This window comes from Aequorivita sp. Q41, from assembly GCF_039831855.1.
Taxonomy (GTDB): Bacteria; Bacteroidota; Bacteroidia; order Flavobacteriales; family Flavobacteriaceae; genus Aequorivita.
Genome location: NZ_JBDPMS010000001.1, coordinates 522,021 through 539,937, shown reverse-complemented (window position 1 = coordinate 539,937; position 17,917 = coordinate 522,021). Strand labels below are relative to the sequence as shown.

The 17,917-nt window shown below is 36.0% G+C and carries 19 protein-coding genes; 10 read left to right on the top strand and 9 right to left on the bottom strand.

What is annotated here, in order from left to right; all coding sequences use genetic code 11:
- Window positions 1-9: 9 nt before the first annotated feature.
- Window positions 10-495, bottom strand: a complete 486-nt coding sequence (locus ABJ955_RS02510; RefSeq protein WP_347373028.1) for a TlpA disulfide reductase family protein — start codon at window positions 493-495, stop codon at window positions 10-12.
- 161 nt (window positions 496-656) lie between these two features.
- Between ABJ955_RS02510 and ABJ955_RS02505 the strand changes: the two genes are divergently transcribed.
- Window positions 657-1,964, top strand: coding sequence for an Omp28-related outer membrane protein (locus ABJ955_RS02505; RefSeq protein ID WP_347373027.1), 1,308 nt, complete (start codon window positions 657-659; stop codon window positions 1,962-1,964).
- A gap of 75 nt (window positions 1,965-2,039) precedes the next feature.
- On the opposite strand, the gene pruA is transcribed toward ABJ955_RS02505, so the two are convergent.
- Window positions 2,040-3,665, bottom strand: coding sequence for an L-glutamate gamma-semialdehyde dehydrogenase (gene pruA / locus ABJ955_RS02500; RefSeq protein WP_347373026.1), 1,626 nt, complete (start codon window positions 3,663-3,665; stop codon window positions 2,040-2,042).
- 222 nt (window positions 3,666-3,887) lie between these two features.
- Here pruA and ABJ955_RS02495 point away from each other — a divergent pair, with 222 nt between their 5' ends.
- Window positions 3,888-4,595 (top strand): NRDE family protein, encoded by a 708-nt coding sequence (locus tag ABJ955_RS02495; protein ID WP_347373025.1) that lies wholly within the window; start codon window positions 3,888-3,890, stop codon window positions 4,593-4,595.
- Between the two features lie 46 nt (window positions 4,596-4,641).
- Here ABJ955_RS02495 and apaG read toward each other — a convergent pair whose 3' ends face one another.
- The 3 genes from apaG to ABJ955_RS02480 all read right to left on the bottom strand — a co-directional run bounded on the left by apaG (window position 4,642) and on the right by ABJ955_RS02480 (window position 7,443).
- On the bottom strand, window positions 4,642-5,028 hold the full coding sequence (apaG, locus tag ABJ955_RS02490) for a Co2+/Mg2+ efflux protein ApaG (protein WP_347373024.1): 387 nt from the start codon (window positions 5,026-5,028) through the stop codon (window positions 4,642-4,644).
- Between the two features lie 4 nt (window positions 5,029-5,032).
- Window positions 5,033-6,121, bottom strand: coding sequence for a DUF3667 domain-containing protein (locus ABJ955_RS02485; RefSeq protein ID WP_347373023.1), 1,089 nt, complete (start codon window positions 6,119-6,121; stop codon window positions 5,033-5,035).
- Window positions 6,122-6,183: 62 nt separating this feature from the next.
- Window positions 6,184-7,443, bottom strand: coding sequence for a DUF5103 domain-containing protein (locus ABJ955_RS02480; protein ID WP_347373022.1), 1,260 nt, complete (start codon window positions 7,441-7,443; stop codon window positions 6,184-6,186).
- 288 nt (window positions 7,444-7,731) lie between these two features.
- Here ABJ955_RS02480 and ABJ955_RS02475 point away from each other — a divergent pair, with 288 nt between their 5' ends.
- The 8 genes from ABJ955_RS02475 to ABJ955_RS02440 all read left to right on the top strand — a co-directional run bounded on the left by ABJ955_RS02475 (window position 7,732) and on the right by ABJ955_RS02440 (window position 15,281).
- On the top strand, window positions 7,732-9,084 hold the full coding sequence (locus ABJ955_RS02475; protein ID WP_347373021.1) for a Na(+)-translocating NADH-quinone reductase subunit A: 1,353 nt from the start codon (window positions 7,732-7,734) through the stop codon (window positions 9,082-9,084).
- Window positions 9,085-9,089: 5 nt separating this feature from the next.
- Complete coding sequence (locus ABJ955_RS02470) at window positions 9,090-10,289, top strand: NADH:ubiquinone reductase (Na(+)-transporting) subunit B (protein WP_347373020.1); 1,200 nt, start codon at window positions 9,090-9,092, stop codon at window positions 10,287-10,289.
- Between the two features lie 2 nt (window positions 10,290-10,291).
- Window positions 10,292-11,041, top strand: coding sequence for a Na(+)-translocating NADH-quinone reductase subunit C (locus tag ABJ955_RS02465; RefSeq protein WP_347373019.1), 750 nt, complete (start codon window positions 10,292-10,294; stop codon window positions 11,039-11,041).
- A 3-nt stretch (window positions 11,042-11,044) separates the two neighbouring features.
- Window positions 11,045-11,692: an NADH:ubiquinone reductase (Na(+)-transporting) subunit D gene (locus ABJ955_RS02460; protein ID WP_347373018.1), complete on the top strand. Its 648-nt coding sequence runs from the start codon at window positions 11,045-11,047 to the stop codon at window positions 11,690-11,692.
- 76 nt (window positions 11,693-11,768) lie between these two features.
- The gene (gene nqrE, locus ABJ955_RS02455; RefSeq protein ID WP_347373017.1) at window positions 11,769-12,509 is read left to right on the top strand and encodes an NADH:ubiquinone reductase (Na(+)-transporting) subunit E; all 741 of its coding nucleotides are present in this window, start codon (window positions 11,769-11,771) and stop codon (window positions 12,507-12,509) included.
- A 1-nt stretch (window position 12,510) separates the two neighbouring features.
- Window positions 12,511-13,821: an NADH:ubiquinone reductase (Na(+)-transporting) subunit F gene (gene nqrF / locus ABJ955_RS02450; RefSeq protein WP_347373016.1), complete on the top strand. Its 1,311-nt coding sequence runs from the start codon at window positions 12,511-12,513 to the stop codon at window positions 13,819-13,821.
- 93 nt (window positions 13,822-13,914) lie between these two features.
- The gene (locus tag ABJ955_RS02445) at window positions 13,915-14,277 is read left to right on the top strand and encodes a Na(+)-translocating NADH-quinone reductase subunit F (RefSeq protein WP_347373015.1); all 363 of its coding nucleotides are present in this window, start codon (window positions 13,915-13,917) and stop codon (window positions 14,275-14,277) included.
- The gene (locus ABJ955_RS02440; RefSeq protein ID WP_347373014.1) at window positions 14,274-15,281 is read left to right on the top strand and encodes an FAD:protein FMN transferase; all 1,008 of its coding nucleotides are present in this window, start codon (window positions 14,274-14,276) and stop codon (window positions 15,279-15,281) included. Before ABJ955_RS02445 ends, ABJ955_RS02440 begins: the two co-directional genes overlap by 4 nt.
- Here ABJ955_RS02440 and ABJ955_RS02435 read toward each other — a convergent pair.
- Genes ABJ955_RS02435 through ABJ955_RS02420 form a run of 4 tightly spaced genes read right to left on the bottom strand, consistent with a single transcriptional unit; the run spans window position 15,270 to window position 17,914 of the window.
- Window positions 15,270-16,043 (bottom strand): class I SAM-dependent methyltransferase, encoded by a 774-nt coding sequence (locus ABJ955_RS02435; protein ID WP_347374353.1) that lies wholly within the window; start codon window positions 16,041-16,043, stop codon window positions 15,270-15,272. The two genes, ABJ955_RS02440 and ABJ955_RS02435, sit on opposite strands and share 12 nt — an antisense overlap.
- Window positions 16,044-16,045: 2 nt before the next feature.
- A complete protein-coding gene (map, locus tag ABJ955_RS02430) occupies window positions 16,046-16,864 on the bottom strand; it encodes a type I methionyl aminopeptidase (RefSeq protein WP_347373013.1) in 819 nt (272 codons plus the stop codon).
- 4 nt (window positions 16,865-16,868) lie between these two features.
- Window positions 16,869-17,276 carry a hydrolase gene (locus tag ABJ955_RS02425; RefSeq protein WP_347373012.1) on the bottom strand — a complete coding sequence of 136 codons (408 nt, stop codon included), beginning with the start codon at window positions 17,274-17,276 and terminating at the stop codon, window positions 16,869-16,871.
- A 47-nt stretch (window positions 17,277-17,323) separates the two neighbouring features.
- Window positions 17,324-17,914 carry a thioredoxin family protein gene (locus tag ABJ955_RS02420; RefSeq protein WP_347373011.1) on the bottom strand — a complete coding sequence of 197 codons (591 nt, stop codon included), beginning with the start codon at window positions 17,912-17,914 and terminating at the stop codon, window positions 17,324-17,326.
- Window positions 17,915-17,917: the final 3 nt, after the last annotated feature.

The window sequence follows — 17,917 nt, the reverse complement described above, 5'->3', positions numbered from 1 at the left end:
GTAAGAAATTTATTTGTTAGAGAATTCCTTTACTTTTTCATAAAGCTCCATCTCAGCACCTGGGCTATAGCCAGAGTGTCTATAAACAATCTGATTGTTTTTTACTAATAGCGTTAAAGGTACTGTTGCTGCACCAACAGCTCTTTTAAAGTCGTTATTGGTATCTAACAAAACGGTGTAATCCCAGCCTTTTCCGTTAACCATTGGTTTAACACGCTTTACACCACGGCTATCGTCAATAGATATTGCATAAAGCTTCACATTGGTTTCTTCTTGCCAATCTGTGTACACTTCACTAATAGCATCTAACTCTTTAATACAAGGGACGCACCATGTAGCCCATAAAGAAACAATTACAACATTGTCATCGGTAGATAATGTTTGTGAATTGATAGGTTCCCCATCTAGGGTAGTCATATCAACATTTGGTAAATCATTTTGTGCAATAGCAGTAAAACTAGCCATTACAAGGAGGAAGGAAAAAATTTTTTTCATCGAATAGAATTTAAATAAGTAGTTAAAGAGTAGCAATATTAAGTTTTTTTTAATAAAAAATTGTTTTTGTTTAACTGAAATTATGAATTTAACATTCTAAAATCGTGTCTCTTTTTATAATATAGATTATATTAGCCCCCTACATTTTAATAATCAAAGTCATGAAAAACCCCCACTATTTTAAACTCTTTTTATTTTTTGCTTTTATTGCAATCGTTGGTTGTAGTAAAAAAGAAGACCCAATCGGCGTAGCTGTAGAAGATTTATCAATTGTTTTAACCAGTGATGTAGGAACTGGAGAATTGGAAGTTGTTACCGAAGGTCAAATGGTTAACTTTACTGTTACTGGTAGCGATGAAGTAGATTATACTTCAACAGCAAAGCTTTATGTGAATGATGTTGAGATTTCAAGTGCATCACATCCATTTACGACTACAGGAACTTTTGCTGTAAAAGCAGTTCTTGGCGATATAACCAGTAATATTTTAAACTTTGAGGTGCTTTCGGAAACACAACGCGCCTTGACAATAGATGTAAATAGAGCCTTTAGAAATCAAACCATAACCTTTGGTTTACTAGATTCTAATGGAGAAAATAGTGCTGCAGATGCTACTTTTTATGTAAATAGCGCAGCTATTTCAGGCTTTACATTTTCTTCAGCTAGTGAAGGAAGTTTTGAAGTTTATGCAAAATATATGGTGAATGGTGAAGAATATACTTCTGCAACTAAAAACTTTTCGGTTTTCATTCCTAAAAAGAATGTAGTTCTGGAAGATTATACTGGTACCTGGTGTGGCTTTTGTCTAGATGCAATCGTTGCGGTTGAAACAGTAAAATCTCTAACAGATCATGTAACAGTTGTTGCTATTCATAAAGAATCTGGCGGTGTGTTTGAGCCATTGCATTTTGATAGAATTGATGAGCTTCAAGCTGAGTTTGGTGTGCCAGACGGATTTCCGCAGACACAATTAGATAGAGCTACAAACTGGAAAAAAGTACCGTCTTATGATTACGATGCAGTAATGGCTTTAGCCGGAGTAGAAACTGATATGTCTATTGCTATCAATTCACAGATTACAGGTTCAAACCTTACTGTTGATGTAAAAGTAGTTTATGAAAATGGTTCAGAGCCTGGAGATAAACTGGTTGTTTATTTATTAGAAAACGGTGTTATTGCAGATCAAGTAAATTACTTTAATAATGTATCAGGGCATCCATATCAAGGAGCTGGAAACCCGATTAAGGACTTCGAGCATAATGAAGGTTTGAGAAATACACTTTCGGATTTATTTGGAGATCCTATTCCTGATACTCCTGCATACCAAGAATTTAAAAAGTCATATTCATTTAATGTGCCTTCAGATTATAATGCAGCCAATTTAAGCCTTGCAGTTATGGTTGTTAAAGCAGATAACGCTGCAAAAAACTCTCAGCATGCTGAAATAGGTCAAAGTAAAGATTACCAATAGAATTAGATCTCTTCAAAACTAAAAAACCCATCTTGAAATTTTCAAGATGGGTTTTTTTATGAGGTAGCTTATGTGTTAGCCTAAAAATGGATATCTATAATCTACAGGAGAAACAAACGTTTCTTTTACCATTCTTGGAGAAATCCAACGGTATAGGTTTAGTTTGCTTCCTGCTTTATCATTTGTTCCACTAGCACGTGCACCTCCAAAAGGTTGTTGGCCAACAACTGCTCCTGTAGGTTTGTCATTGATATAGAAGTTTCCTGCTGCATTTTCAAGGGCTTTCATTGCTACTTCCAAGGCGTATCTGTCTTCGCTAAAAACGGCGCCAGTTAAAGCGTATTCACCTGAATTGTCTACGATTTCTAATGTTTCCTCCCACTTAGCGTCTTCAAAAACATATACGGTTAAAACAGGGCCAAAAAGCTCTGTGCACATTGTTGTGTATTTTGGATCTTGGGTTACTATAACGGTAGGTTCAACAAAATAACCTTTACTCTTGTCGTGGTTTCCTCCCGCAATTACTTCAACATTTTTGTCGGCTTTTGCAGCGTCAATATACTGTGCAAGCTTATCAAATGAGCCTTCGTGAATTACAGCAGTAATAAAGTTACTCATATCTTCAGGAGAACCCATTTTGAATGAATTGATATCTTCAATAAGGTATTTTTTTACATCTTCCCAAATACTTTCAGAAATATAGCATCTACTTGCAGCACTACATTTTTGCCCTTGAAACTCAAAAGCGCCACGACTCATTGCTGTAGCTACTTGTTTTGGATTTGATGTTTTATGTGCGACGATGAAATCTTTTCCACCAGTTTCTCCTACAATTCGTGGATATGTTTTATAGTTGTGGATGTTAACGCCAATTTGCTGCCAAATACTTTTGAAAACATGCGTTGATCCTGTAAAGTGAATTCCGGTGAAATCTGGGCTTGCAAGAACGGTTTCGGTAATCATAACAGGGTCTCCCATTACCATATTTATAACGCCAGCTGGCACGCCTGCTTCTCGGAAAACATCTTGAATAACTTTTGCAGAATATACCTGGCTATCGCTTGGTTTCCATAAAACTACATTCCCCATCAATGCAGCACTTGCTGGAAGGTTTCCTGCAATTGCTGTAAAATTAAAAGGTGTAATTGCATATACAAATCCTTCTAATGGGCGATATTCAATTCGATTCCATGCTCCGGAAGTAGATTCTGGCTGTTCGGCATAGATTTCAGTCATAAACTGAACATTAAACCTTAAAAAGTCTATAAGTTCACAAGCAGCGTCAATTTCTGCTTGGTAAATATTTTTTGATTGCGCCAACATAGTAGCGGCATTAATTTTAGCTCTATAGGGACCCGCAATAAGTTCTGCAGCGCGAAGAAAAATTCCTGCACGTTGCTCCCAGGGCATTGCAGCCCATTTTTTTCGTGCTTCCAAAGCAGTAGCAATTGCTTCTTCTACATTGCTTTTTGTGGCTTTGTGATACGTCCCTAACACATGTTTGTGGTCATGTGGAGGAGACATTGTTGCTGTATCGTTTGTTTTTATTTCTTTCCCATTGATAAATAGCGGTACTTCCACTTTTTCACCATACATTTTTTTGTAAGTTTCAAGTACTTCTTCTCGTTCTGTGGATCCTGGAGCATAGCTCTTTACAGGCTCATTTACCGCGATTGGTACTTTAAAAAATCCTTTTCCCATAATATTTTTGTTTTTTCTATTTATGAAGATTGCAAAGGTACAAAAATGGAAGCATCAAACCTTGAAAATCCAAATTCCAAATGGGTAAGTTTTTTATAAGCTAATTGTTTAGAAATATAGTAAACGCCTTTAGCACTGGTAATTTATTTGAAATTTGGTATTTGAAATTTGGTATTTTAAAAATTCCTTTTGTAGTTTCATATCTTTAAAACTGCTTAAAAAATGTGTACAATCACCTTCGTTCCAAAATCTAATGGCAATTTTGTATTAACTTCAAACCGTGATGAAGCGCCTGGTCGTGAAACATTTTCGCCAAAACTATATATAGAAGAAGGTCTAAAATTAGTGTATCCAAAAGATGCGGTTGCTGGTGGAACATGGATTGGTGTGAGCGAAAAAAAACGTGTGGTTTGCTTAATGAATGGAGGTTTTGTTGCGCATAAGCGGCATTCTTTTTACATAAAAAGCAGGGGGTTGGTGGTAAAAGACCTTTTGAAAACTGAAAATTTAAAAGACGAAATTAGTGGTTATGATTTCCATGAAATAGAACCTTTTACGGTTGTTATTGTTGAATGGAGAAGGGAAGTGGTGTTGTTTCAATTGGTTTGGGATGGGTTGAAGTATCACTTTTCTGAAGAGCCACTTGCGCCAAAAATATGGTCTTCCTCACCATTATATCCTGAAAGTTTAAAAAAGAAACGCGAACACTGGTTTTCTGAATTTTTATTTGAAAACATAAGCCCATCAGATAAAGAAATCCTTGAATTTCATAAAACTGCAGGAGAAGGCGATTTAAAAAGCAATCTTATAATGGATCGTGGCTTTATAAAAACAAAAAGCATTACCCAACTAAACAGGTTAAATGAAACAGTCGAAATGCGCTACGAAGATTTGCAATTAGGAACAATTAATACTACGTTTTTCTCCTAAACGTGCTGCATAAGGCGCATAGAGACGTTTATAAGACAATGAGTTGTTAATTCATAGAAAAAGGAGCGCTCAAATTAAAAAGCGGGATAGAAACTCTAAATTTTCTGGTTGTAGTAAAATTTACCATGCTGTAATGTCCTTTCATGGCGCCAAAAGGAGAAAGTAAAAGACAGCCGCTGGTGTATGAATGTTTGTCGCCAGGGAGTAATATCGGTTTTTGACCGATTACACCTTCGCCTTCAATAATTTGAGTGTTGCTAAGAGAATCTTTTATTTTCCAGCTGCGGGCAGTAAGTTGAACTGTGTCTTTACTTTGGTTTTCAATTGTTATAGTGTACGCAAAGGCATATTGCATTTTACGGTTTTTGTAAAATGTGCCGTCAAACTCCGTTTTTACCGAAATTTTAATTCCTTGTGTTACTTGTTGCACCATCTTTTTAATAAACTGCTGCGCTTGCTGCTACAAATATAAGTGCAGCAAAGAACAAACTAATAATAAACACTGTGTTTAAAAATACAAATTTTATTAACGTTAGCAACCTACTTTGTTTATAAAAATTTCTAAGCGCCTTATAAAAGTAAAAAGGGCCAATAAATATAAAAAGACACCCTAAAAGAAATTCACTGCCAATTATTAAATCTGGAATGATGGTTATGAGCATCGCCAAAAAGATAAAGCTGAATATGTGAAATATAAAAACCATATGTTCCACATAAGTATACTTTTTCCAAGAATAAATGAGCCAGAAAAACAAGGCAAAAAAAGGCGTAAAGAAAAATAGAAAAAAAGGTATTTTGGTGATTATATAATTTATAAATGCAGTAGGGTTGTCTTTTATTTTATCTACGGTTGTGTTTTTTGAATAGATCCATCTGTTAAAAGAAGAGTTTCTGTGGTTGAGGCTATCCAGGGCTATTGTTGCATTTTTAATTTTATAGGTTTTGTAAAAATCGGTATAAAGTGAAAACCTCTTAGAATAACTTTCTAAAAAAGGTAGTGTGTCTAACGCTTCATCGGAAATATGTTTTAGAGGTGTTTTGGGAAGGTGTTGCTTAACGGAATCAACAATTTTAATTGCATTGGAAGTAGTTGTTGATACATTTTCGGCTAAAGAATCTATAAAAGAAGTGTCTTCTGTCGTTGTGAGTGCTCGGGTTTCTTTATTGTTTTGGAAAATGTCAATAAATCCAGTTAGTAAAAAATAAATTATAGAAACACTTAAAAAGAATCGAAACGGATTTGCGTAGGACAATCGTTTGCCTTCTACATAATTTCTTGTAATGGTTCCTGGGCGAAGCAAAAGGTCCTTTAGTGTGTTTCTTAAGCGGGAATCATACACGACAATGCTATTGATAAATTCACCGAAAAAATCTTTTGCAGCAAGTTGCTTATTGCTATTTAATTGCGAGCAATAAGGGCAATAGATATCACTGATGTCTAGTGGTTGTTGGCAGTTTAGGCATTTTGTTCCGCGGTATTGCAGTGACTTTCTTTTGGTGGAAATCGCTTTTTTTTTGCGTTTCATTTTAACTAAAACAATGTTTAATTAGTTTAAAAAATAGGATTTGTTTTTTTTTTAAAACGATATTAATTATTCGAAATATTGGTTGAATTTGCATAACCAGCACCAATAATGCGATCGTATCTTGCGCCTAAGTCTCGAAAATACACAATAACGGTATAATTGTTTTCCGTTTGCCAAAAATCTCCACTAACAGCTCCTTCATCAATGCTACCATCACGATTAACAACCACATATTTATAGTTGTAAAAACCTTGCTTAAACAAACGTGAATTTCTATAGGTATCGCTACTCGAGTCGTACTTCATATATGTGCTGCCATCAATAGTCCAATTATTGAAGTTGCCGTAGAGATGCAATTCCTTGTCGCCATCACCCAAATCATCATAATACTGAAGATTGAAATGCACACGAACATATTCTGCCTCTAAGTCTTGATTTTGTGCATCTACATTACGAACTAGAAAATTTCCGTTTATGTCTGGATTGTATGTGTAAGGACGGTCGTATCTTGGAATGTTTGTATAAAGTTGGTTTTCATAGACATCTGTTAACTGCACGGAGCGCACTCCATTACTGGCTGAGCGTTCATCTTTGTTGTCGAATGAAAGAAATTCATTTCCGCCGCCAAAAGAAGCTTCTTTGTCATATTTATAGATTAGTTCATTGCCCATAGTGTATTGGGGTACCAAATCTGTAATGGCAGTTTTTAGGTTGCTGTTTTGAAGTACAAGTGTTTTTACGGTCTGTTTTGGGTTAATCAATAATAAATTGGGGGAATTTATTGAAAACTGTACCACTTGCTTTTCATTTATGGTTTTTAAATCTCGGGAACGTTTAATCTCTACGCCAACGCTGGCAATGTTTTCCATAACCAAAAACTTGCGCGTAAAAACAAGATCGCCGTCACCATTTGAAATGCTAAGTAAATAGTTTCCGCTTTTCTCAATAGCACGCGTATCTCGGTTAGGGATTGTAAGTTGGTAGTGGGAAAATATTTGAAGTGTATTTAAAGAGTTTTGATACGTTTGTATGCGAACATCATCAAAGCCATTAAGGTATTCGCTTTTAGAAAGGTCGCTGGGTGTCCAATCAAAATTATAATGTGTAATGGTGTAATAATAATCTTCTTCCTCCCCATTTAGTGCGTCAAATGAAAGTTGTAATTTATCTCCAAGTTGAATAATTGGCAGTTGGCTTAGGTCTGTTGCGCCTCGAAATTGAATGGTGCTAATGTACGAAGGTTCAACTTTTTCAACAATTTGAGCAAGTGTTGGAAAAACAATTAGTAATAAAAAAAAGGTAGTGACAAGAGTTTTTAACATGATTCAAGTTTAAAAAGCTAAGATAAACAAATTTTGTGCCTATTGATAAGGATGCGGTTTTCTTGCTGCTGAAATCTTTATTTATTTTTCAAATAAATTTAGCTCCGAAATTTATTTCCTAATTTATAATCATTTTAAAGAAGCAATCTAAACCTTGTTCAGAAAGAAAATTATAATCATTTATTGTGCAATGGTATTTTTAATTTATAAATTTGCACGCCCTTATTCTCCGAGCATTCGTTTTCAGGGATAAAAGGGTACTAAAAAGGCATTATTAATATCCATATTATGTCCAAAGACATTAAAATTAAAAAGGGTCTTACCATTAAGTTAAAGGGTGAAGCAGAAAAAACACTTTCTAGCGCCCCGAGATCTAGAACCTTCGCAATAAGACCTTCAGAGTTTCATCTTATTACTCCAAAAATGGTAGTAAGAGAAGGTGGAGAAGTTCAGGCTGGTGATACCATATTCTACTCAAAGAATAACGAACTTATTAAGTTTGTCTCTCCTGTAAGTGGAACACTCACTAAAATTGAACGCGGTGCAAAACGTGTAATCACAGAAATAACTATCGAAGCGGATTCGCAAGATGCTTTTAAAGATTTCGGGTCCTTGGATCCAAAAGCTGCAAATGCGGAGGCTATAAAAGCCCGTTTGTTAGAGTCTGGTTGTTGGCCATTTATTATGCAACGCCCGTATGCGGTTATTGCAGATACTGAGCAAGAACCAAAGGCTATTTTTATTTCTGCTTTTAGCTCTGCTCCATTAGCCAATGATGTTGATTTTTCATTAAGAGGAAAAGAAGCAGAATTGCAAGCTGCGGTAACTGCACTTAGCAAACTTACGAAAGGGCAGGTGCATGTTGGAATTGATAAAAACGGAAATTCTCCTCTTAACGGATTAAAAGATGTTTCTATTCATGCAGTTTCAGGACCACATCCAGCCGGGAATGTAGGTACGCAGATAAATAAAATAAGTCCAGTTAATAAAGGTGAAATTGTATGGACCATCGCGCCACAAGACCTTGTTATTATTGGTGAATTACTGCTAACTGGAAAATTCAATGCGGAAAGAGTTATCGCGCTGTCTGGCTCTGAGGTTAAAGCACCTAAATATTATAGAACACGTATAGGGTCAGAGGTAGCTACCTTTTTGTATGATTCTGGGCTGAATGATGAAGACGGTCGTGTAATAAATGGCGATGTGCTTACAGGTAGAAAGATTTCTCCGAAAGGGCATTTAGGTTTTTACAACAATGTGGTAACTGTAATCCCTGAAGGTGATGATTATGAATTGTTTGGTTGGAATAAGCCCGTTTTCAATAAAATGTCTACTTCAAGAGCATTAACTTTTTCGTGGCTTTCTCCAAATAAAAAATATGACCTTAATACAAATACCAATGGTGAACACCGTGCCTTTGTAGTAACGGGTGTTTATGAAGAAGTTTTTCCTCTAGATATGTACCCAATGCAAATGCTAAAAGCATGTATGGTAAAAGATCTTGACGAAATGGAAGCTTTGGGAATGTATGAAGTGGCTCCGGAAGATTTTGCGCTTACCGAATTTGTTTGTGTAAGTAAACAACCACATCAACAAATCATCAGGAATGGTCTTGATTTAATGTATAAAGAAATAGGATAATCGCTATGGGATTGAAACAGAATTTACATACGCTAAAGGAAAAATACAAAGGTACCAAAATGGCTCCTGCATTTAATGCGTTGCATACCTTTTTGTATACACCTAACGAAACAACACATTCCGGAAGCCACGTTCGCGTGGTAGATGATTTAAAGCGAACCATGAACACGGTGATTATGGCACTTGTTCCGTGTTTAATTTTCGGAATATTCAATGCTGGTTACCAACATTACGCAGCTATAGACAACACATTGCGCTTAGATCCATTAGGTAATTTTCTTACATGGGATAACTTTATTATGGGGGCTTGGACTGTATTGCCTTTAGTAATCGTCTCTTATGGGGTTGGGCTTTTAGTAGAATTTATTTTTGCAGTAATAAAAGGCCACGAAGTAGAAGAAGGGTATTTGGTTACAGGGATGCTTGTGCCTCTTATTGTTCCAGTTGATATTCCCCTTTGGATGCTTTCGGTTGCAGTAATATTTGGAGTAGTAATAGGAAAAGAAGTTTTTGGAGGTACAGGAATGAATATTTTGAATCCTGCATTAACAATACGTGCGTTTTTGTTCTTCGCATACCCAACGTGGATGAGTGGTGATAAAGTATGGGTGCACGGCGCAAGAGAAATGGCTGGGAAACCAGACGCTATTTCTGGAGAAACCATCTTAGGAAGTTTAGCGCAAAACCACGAACCTGTTTATAGTATTTGGGATAGCTTTTGGGGCTTTATTCCAGGCTCGGTTGGGGAGACTTCAACATTTCTGATTCTAATAGGTGCATTGTTCTTAATTTTTACAAAAATAGGAAGCTGGCGAATTATGGTTTCTGCAATCTTGGGCTCATTAGCAATGGGGCTTATCTTTAACGGAGTGGTAAATGCAGGATGGATTCAAAACGGAAGTAATTTCTACGGTTTGATGAGTGAAACTTTTTGGCATCACCTATTAATTGGTGGTTTGGCATTTGGTATCGTATATATGGCAACAGATCCTGTTACTGCATCACAAACCAATAAAGGGAAATGGATTTATGGTTTTCTTATAGGTTTTATTTCTGTACTGATTCGGGTTTTCAATCCCGCGTTTCCAGAAGGCGTAATGCTTGCAATATTATTAATGAACGTATTTGCACCAACCATAGACCACTATGTGGTACAAGGAAATATTAAAAAGAGAATGAAACGTTTAAAAGTTAAAACAGCGTAATCATGGCAAAGAACACAGATAAAAATTCATATACAATTATCTTTGCAATTGTTATGGTTATAGTTGTCGGCTCTTTATTAGCCGGGGTAGCGCAAGGTTTAAAAAGCAAGATAACCCTAAATGAGCGGTACGAAAAAATGCAGAACATTCTGTATGCTATGGGTGTAAATGGCAATGAAGGCGATGGCGACATTACTTTTGTTTCAACAGCTAAAGTTGAAGAAGCATTTGCTACGAATATTAAGAAACAGTTAGTTATTCAAGGTGATAAAGTAACTGAAGATCCAGAGGCGTATTTAATAGATATTAAAAAAGAAGAAACTAAAGCAAAAGACCCTGGCTATCAACGTAGATTACCCCTTTTTATCGGTGAGAAAGACGGTGAAACGGTATACATTATTCCGATGCGTGGAAAAGGTCTTTGGGATGCAATTTGGGGTTTTGTAGCCTTAGATAAATCATTTGTTGTACAAGGTGTCTTTTTTGACCATGCAGGAGAAACACCTGGATTAGGAGCTGAGATAAAACAACGTTATTTTATGGATGATTTTACCGGTGAATATGTGATGAGCCAAGATTCTTTTAAAGGAATTAATGTTGCAAAAGGTAATAATGACCCTATAAACGAAAATAAAACAGACAATAAAGTTGATGCTATTGCTGGAGCAACCATCACTGGCGACGGTGTTACGGCAATGATAAAAAAGGATGTTAAAATGTACATACCTTACTTAAAATCATTAAATCAATAAATTATGGGATTGCTATCAAAAAAAGACAGTAAGCTAATTCTAGATCCTTTAGCAGACGACAACCCAATTACGATTCAAGTTTTAGGAATCTGTTCAGCTTTAGCGATTACTGCGCAGCTAAAAGCATCACTCGTAATGGCGCTTTCTGTTATGGCTGTTCTTGGAATAGGTAACGTAGTAATATCATTAATGCGAAATATAATTCCATCAAAAATTAGAATTATAGTACAATTAATCGTAGTTGCTGCTTTGGTAATTATAGTTGACCAAGTTCTAAAAGCTTTTGCTTATGAACTGAGTAAAGAACTTTCTGTATTTATAGGGTTAATCATTACGAACTGTATCATTATGGGGCGTTTTGAAGCCTTTGCTTTAGGAAATGGCCCTTGGCGCTCATTCCTTGATGGAATTGGTAATGCTGCAGGGTATGGGTTGATTTTAATTATCGTTGGTTTCTTCCGTGAATTATTAGGTAGTGGAACTTTATTCGGTATTAAAGTATTAGGAGATCCTATTGAAAAAACAGGGCTTTATGCGCTAGGATATGAGAACAATGGTTTTATGTTGCTACCTCCCATGGCATTGATAGTAGTGGGGATTATTATCTGGGTGCAACGCAGCCGTAACAAAGCATTAATAGAAGAAAATTAAAAGTACACCCTAAGCAGTTTAAGTAGGCGTAAAACTTAGTAAAACTGTAACTGTAAACTGAATACTAAAAATAATTATGGAACATTTAGAATTGTTTTTTAAATCGATTTTCGTAGATAACATGGTGTTTGCATACTTTTTGGGTATGTGTTCCTACTTGGCAGTATCTAAGAAAGTAAGCACAGCTGTAGGTCTAGGTGCCGCAGTAATTTTTGTTCTTGCCGTAACAGTGCCAATAAACTGGTTGTTGGATCAATATATTTTAAGAGATGGCGCCCTAATTTGGTTAGGCGAAGAATACGCTTCCTATGATTTGGGTTTCCTTTCATTTATACTTTTTATTGCTACCATTGCAACTATGGTGCAATTGGTTGAAATTGTAGTTGAAAAATTTTCGCCTTCCTTGTATAACTCATTGGGGATTTTCCTTCCGCTTATTGCCGTAAACTGTGCAATTTTAGGAGGATCATTATTTATGCAATCAAGAGAAATTCCTTCCTTAGGCTTGGCATTAAACTATGGTATTAGTTCAGGAATAGGATGGTTTTTAGCAATTCTAGCCATTGCGGCAATCCGTGAAAAAATACGCTACTCTAACGTTCCAGCACCGTTACGGGGCTTAGGAATTACATTTATCATTACAGGATTAATGGCAATTGGTTTTATGAGTTTTGGTGGTATGTTAACAGGTGGTGACGATGCAGCTCCTTCACTAGAAGGAAATCCAGAAAATGTGGGGATGCAGACCGAACAAGTTCAACAAGAAAATATTGAAACCGTACAAACGGTTGAAGTTTCAACTATAACGAAGCAATAATATGTTTTTAGCAGTAAGTACACTCGGAGTTATTATAGTAACGGTTATTGCCTTTTTGGTTTTAACATTACTTTTGGTATCCTTATTACTTTTTACCAAACAAAAGCTGTCTCCTTCAGGGCCAGTAAAGATCACTATTAATGACGAAAAGGTAATAGAAGTGCCTTCAGGTGGATCTTTACTCTCTACCTTGGGTAGTGAAAAAATATTTCTTCCTTCCGCTTGTGGTGGTGGGGGCACTTGTATTCAATGTGAATGCCACGTTTTATCTGGTGGGGGTGAAGCATTGCCAACAGAAACACCACACTTTACACGGAAAGAGTTAAAAGATGGCGCCCGACTATCTTGTCAAGTAAAAGTAAAGCAGGATATGAATATCCATATTCCTGAAGAAGTTTTCGGGATAAAGAAATGGGAAGCTACTGTTGTAAGAAACTATAACGTTGCTTCTTTCATTAAAGAATTTGTAGTTAAAATTCCTGAGGATATGAACTACAAAGCGGGGGGCTATATTCAAATTGAAATTCCTCCATGTGAAGTGAAATTCGAAGATATGGACATCACTGCACATCCAGAAGAGCACGAGCGTCCAGATAAGTTTCAAGAGGAGTGGGACAAATTTAAACTTTGGCCCTTGGTAATGAAAAACAATGAAACAGTTGAAAGAGCATACTCAATGGCTTCATATCCTGCTGAAGGACGTGAAATTATGCTGAACGTACGTATTGCAACGCCACCTTTTGATCGCGCTAAAGGCGGATGGATGTCTGTTAATCCTGGTATTGCTTCTTCCTACATTTTCAATTGTAAAAAAGACGATAAGGTTATTATTTCAGGGCCTTATGGTGAATTCTTTATCAACCCTTCTGAAGCAGAAATGCTTTATGTAGGTGGGGGAGCAGGAATGGCACCAATGCGTTCACACTTATACCATCTTTTCAAAACCCTTAAAACAGGTAGAAAAGTAACTTATTGGTACGGTGGGCGTTCAAAAAGAGAACTATTTTATTTGGATCACTTTAAACAATTAGAGAATGAATTTCCAAATTTCAAATTCTATTTGGCACTTTCTGAACCAATGGAAGAGGATAACTGGAAAGTGAAAAAGGATATCCATGATGAAGCTGGAGATGGTTTTGTCGGCTTTATCCACCAAGTTGTAATCGATAATTACCTAAACCTTCACGATACACCTGAAGATATAGAACTGTATTTCTGTGGCCCACCATTAATGAACCAAGCAGTACAAAAAATGGGTGAAGACTTCGGAATTCCTGACGAAAATATTCGTTTTGATGATTTTGGAGGATAATGTATGTCACTAAATAGCACTCAAAACCACTTTATATTTTAATAAAGTGGTTTTTTATTTAGATTAAAAAATAATTATTATTTTAAGCCAATTATGGGCGAAAAACTTTCCAAACAAGAACTTCACAACCTCGCAATGAACATTGTAGGAAAACAATTAGAGCAAGACGGCTATGAGTTTTTAGGCGTCAATTCTAAATTAAAAAGAGATCCACAATTTGTGGCTTTAAAAGATAAAATTCTTCATTTTATAATTGTTAGGGCTGTGGGTTTTCCGCAAGATGCGCATGCGTATGACCCTATTTTTATGCAAACCATTAAAGAACACGCTACAAAGTTTGAAGCTAAAACCTATTACGCTGGAGTAGGTTTGGGACATGGAAGTGATTATGGCAAACCCGTTTTAAAAGATGAAGATTACACAATGGTTTATAAAGGCTTACAAGAAATAGTATGAAAAAGTTACTCTTAATTCCTTTTTTTCTTCTTTTAGTATTTTGTGACCCTCAGGAAACTTCACCAGTTTTTTTACAGGGTGATGCTTTTGGAACAACATATAATATCCAGTTTTTTTCCGAAAAAAAAATCGATTTTAAAAGTCAATTGGATTCGGTAATCAATGCTGTAAACCATTCCGTGAGCACTTATATACCCGAGAGCGATATTTCAAAAGTGAATAATGGTGATGCTACAATTGTTGTTGATGCTATATTTAAGGAAGTGTTTGAAATTTCGAAAGATGTAAATAAAAGCACCAATGGTTATTTTGACCCTACGATAGGCGTACTACGTAATGCATATGGTTTTGGAACAGTAAAACCATTAAAAAAAATAGATAGCACTACAATTGATTCTTTGATGGAGTATGTAGGCTTTTATAAAGTGAAATTAAATAGGGATGGAACAATTTTTAAAGAGAACCCGCATATCTATTTCGATTTTAATGCAGTAGCAAAAGGATTTGGAATTGATTGTATTGGACGTTTTTTAGAATCAAAAGGCGTAACGGATTATTTAATTGAACTAGGTGGAGAAATTCTCGCAAAGGGTGAGAATATTGAAAAGCAACAAGCTTGGGTAGTTGGCATTGAGGGGGTAGATTCTGAAGTGGAAGACCGAAGTTTTGAAGCAACCGTAAAATTAACGAATGTTGGGATGGCATCTTCGGGTAATTATCGCAAATTTAGAGTTGATTCTACAACAGGAAAAAGATATGTACACACTCTAAATCCATTAACGGGTTCGGCTGAAAAAAACGATGTAACAAGTGCCACGGTAATTGCGCCAACTTGTGCGGTGGCTGATGCATATGCAACGTCATTTATGGCTTTGGGGCTAGAAAAAACAAAAGTGCTTTTAAAAAACCTACCCAATGTAGATGCGTATATAACCTATACCGATTCCCTAAACAGGCATCAGGTTTATGTTACTGAAGGGTTTAAAAAAAGATTAGGAAACTAATTTTCTACAAACAGGAATTAACTCACCTTTTGGTAATCTGTATTTTTCAACTTCGGTTGTAGTTAGTTTTTTTGTGTAATCTACGGCTTCAACTTTAAAGCCAATACCTTCAAGTTTTGTAAAATAATCCATTCCATACACCCGAACATGATCGTATTGTCCAAATATTTTGGCGCGTTCTTTAGGGTCTGTTATAGTATCGTCTTCAAATGTTTTTTGCAAATCTGCTTTATAAGGAACTTGTAGTATTGCTATTCCACCAGGAGCTAAAACACGATATATTTCTTGCATTGCTTTAGTGTCGTCTGGAATATGCTCTAAAACGTGGTTGCAGATTATAAAATCGAATTCGTTATTCTGAAAAGGTAAATCGCAAATATCTGCCTTTACATCAGCAATGGGAGAGTTTAAATCTGTTGTTGTATAATCTAGATTTTTCATTTTCCTGAAATTTTTATAAAAGGCTTGCTCAGGAGCAAAGTGAAGTACTTTTATCTTTTCAGAAAAAAAAGAAGTCTCATTTTTAAGGTAAAGCCAAAATAATCTATGGCGTTCTAAGGAAAGTGTTCCAGGTGAAAGCACGTTTTCACGTACTACTTCATAGCCATAAGGAAGAAACTTTTTATATGATTTACCATTTATAGGGTCTGTATACATACTTCCCTTTAGAAAAAAGGCAATTAGTGGACGACCAATAATACTCAGCCGTATAAGTAATGGTCTTGGAATGGTATTTAATATTTTTTTGAACAAGGGTGGGATTGTTATATAACGAATTCTTTTTCCCTAAATTCCTTTTCTTCGTCATTAACGATACCCAAAGCTTCATACACATATGCAAAAGTAGAAAGTAACTCAGGTTTTCCGTTTACTAAGGCAATATTGTGTTCAAAATGTGCACTTGGTTGTCCGTCTTGAGTAACAATTGTCCAGCCGTCTTTAAGTTGCTTAACTTTATGCGTTCCCATATTTATCATAGGCTCCAAAGCAATTGTCATTCCTTCAATGAATTTTTTTCCACGCCCACGGCGTCCGTAATTTGGCATTTCAGGATCTTCGTGCATTTTTCTTCCTAAACCGTGCCCTACAAGCTCACGCACAACACCATACCCTTCGGCTTCACAATAGTTTTGAATGGCAAAACCAACGTCGCCCACCCGATTGCCAGCTTTAAACTCGCGGATACCGATATAAAGTGATTCTTTTGTGATTTGTAAAAGTTTTTTAGTTTCTAAAGAAACCTCACCAACTTCAAAAGTATAGGCATGATCGCCGTAAAAACCATTTTTTATGGCGCCGCAATCTATAGCAACAATATCTCCATCTTTTAAAGGCACATCGGTTGGTAGGCCGTGAACCACAGCCTCATTAACACTTGTTAATAAGGTTGATGGGCAGTCATACAAACCCAAAAATCCAGGAATTGCATCTTGGCTTCGAATATAATCTTCCGCCATTGTATTGAGTTGATTGGTTGTTACCCCAGGTTTTACTTCTTTGGCAAGCATTCCTAAAGTTCGGGATACTACCAAAGCACTTTCGCGCATCAATTCTATTTCTTCTCTTGTTTTTGGAATTATCATAACGTTATTTCAGAAAGGAAAAGAATCCTTTTTTCTTTGTTTTAAGTTTTTCTGACGACTCCCCAACAAGTTGTAGGTATATTTCCCCCCAACTTTTAAGGCCACCAATATTACGATCGTCTATAAAAATATCAGCATTAATTTTTCTGCTGTGTGTGGTGTCAAATTCTTCTTCTGGGAAACTTCTGTTTACGGCATAAAAAACGATGCCGTTTTGCTCGCAAAATTTTACAGCTTCTTCTAGTGCTTTTCCTTTGCGATAGGTCCATAAAATTAAGCGGTGTCCATCATTTTGTAACCTTTTAAGAGTTTCAAAAGCAAAAATAATGGGTCGCCCAATACGTGGATATTCATCTTCAACGATGGTTCCGTCAAAATCTACCGCTATTGTAAATGTTTCTTTTATCATCATTTTTATCAACTGGTAAAATTACAAAGAATTATACCGATGCTAAAGTTTTATTCCGCGTATGCGTGTTTATATTCTTTTCCGCTTAAAATGGCAAGCATATCTTTTTCGAGACTTTCAATTGGGTATTCTACAATTCTGCCCAATTCCTTGTCGTTTTTATAAAAAATAAAAGTTGGCACATTTGTAATGTTTTTACCATCTTCAAAACCTTGAGGCGTAGTTTTTTCATCGGAAACTGTTATTAAAGTAAGTTTCGATTCGTCAAAACCAGCTACGTCTATAACGTTATAAAAATGTGGGGTTTCGCGTTGACTGTCTTCGCACCAGGTACCCATAAAAACAGTAATGGTCACGTCTTTTAATAGAGGTTTTAATGCTTCAATGGTCTCAGAATCTGGCGGGTAGCTTTCATAACCAGTGCTAAACCAATCTTTAAAAGCATCCATTTGAAAACCTTTGCGATTTGCTTTTCCCAATAGCATTATTGATTCCTCATACGCTACGGTGTCATTTAGTTTTTCCTTATCGTTTTGAGTAGCCATTTCGCTAGACTGATTTTTATCTATTTTGTTTTTTTCTTTTGAAGAATTACAAGCAACTAAAACTGTTGCAGTAAGTATGATTATTAGTTTTTTCATAAT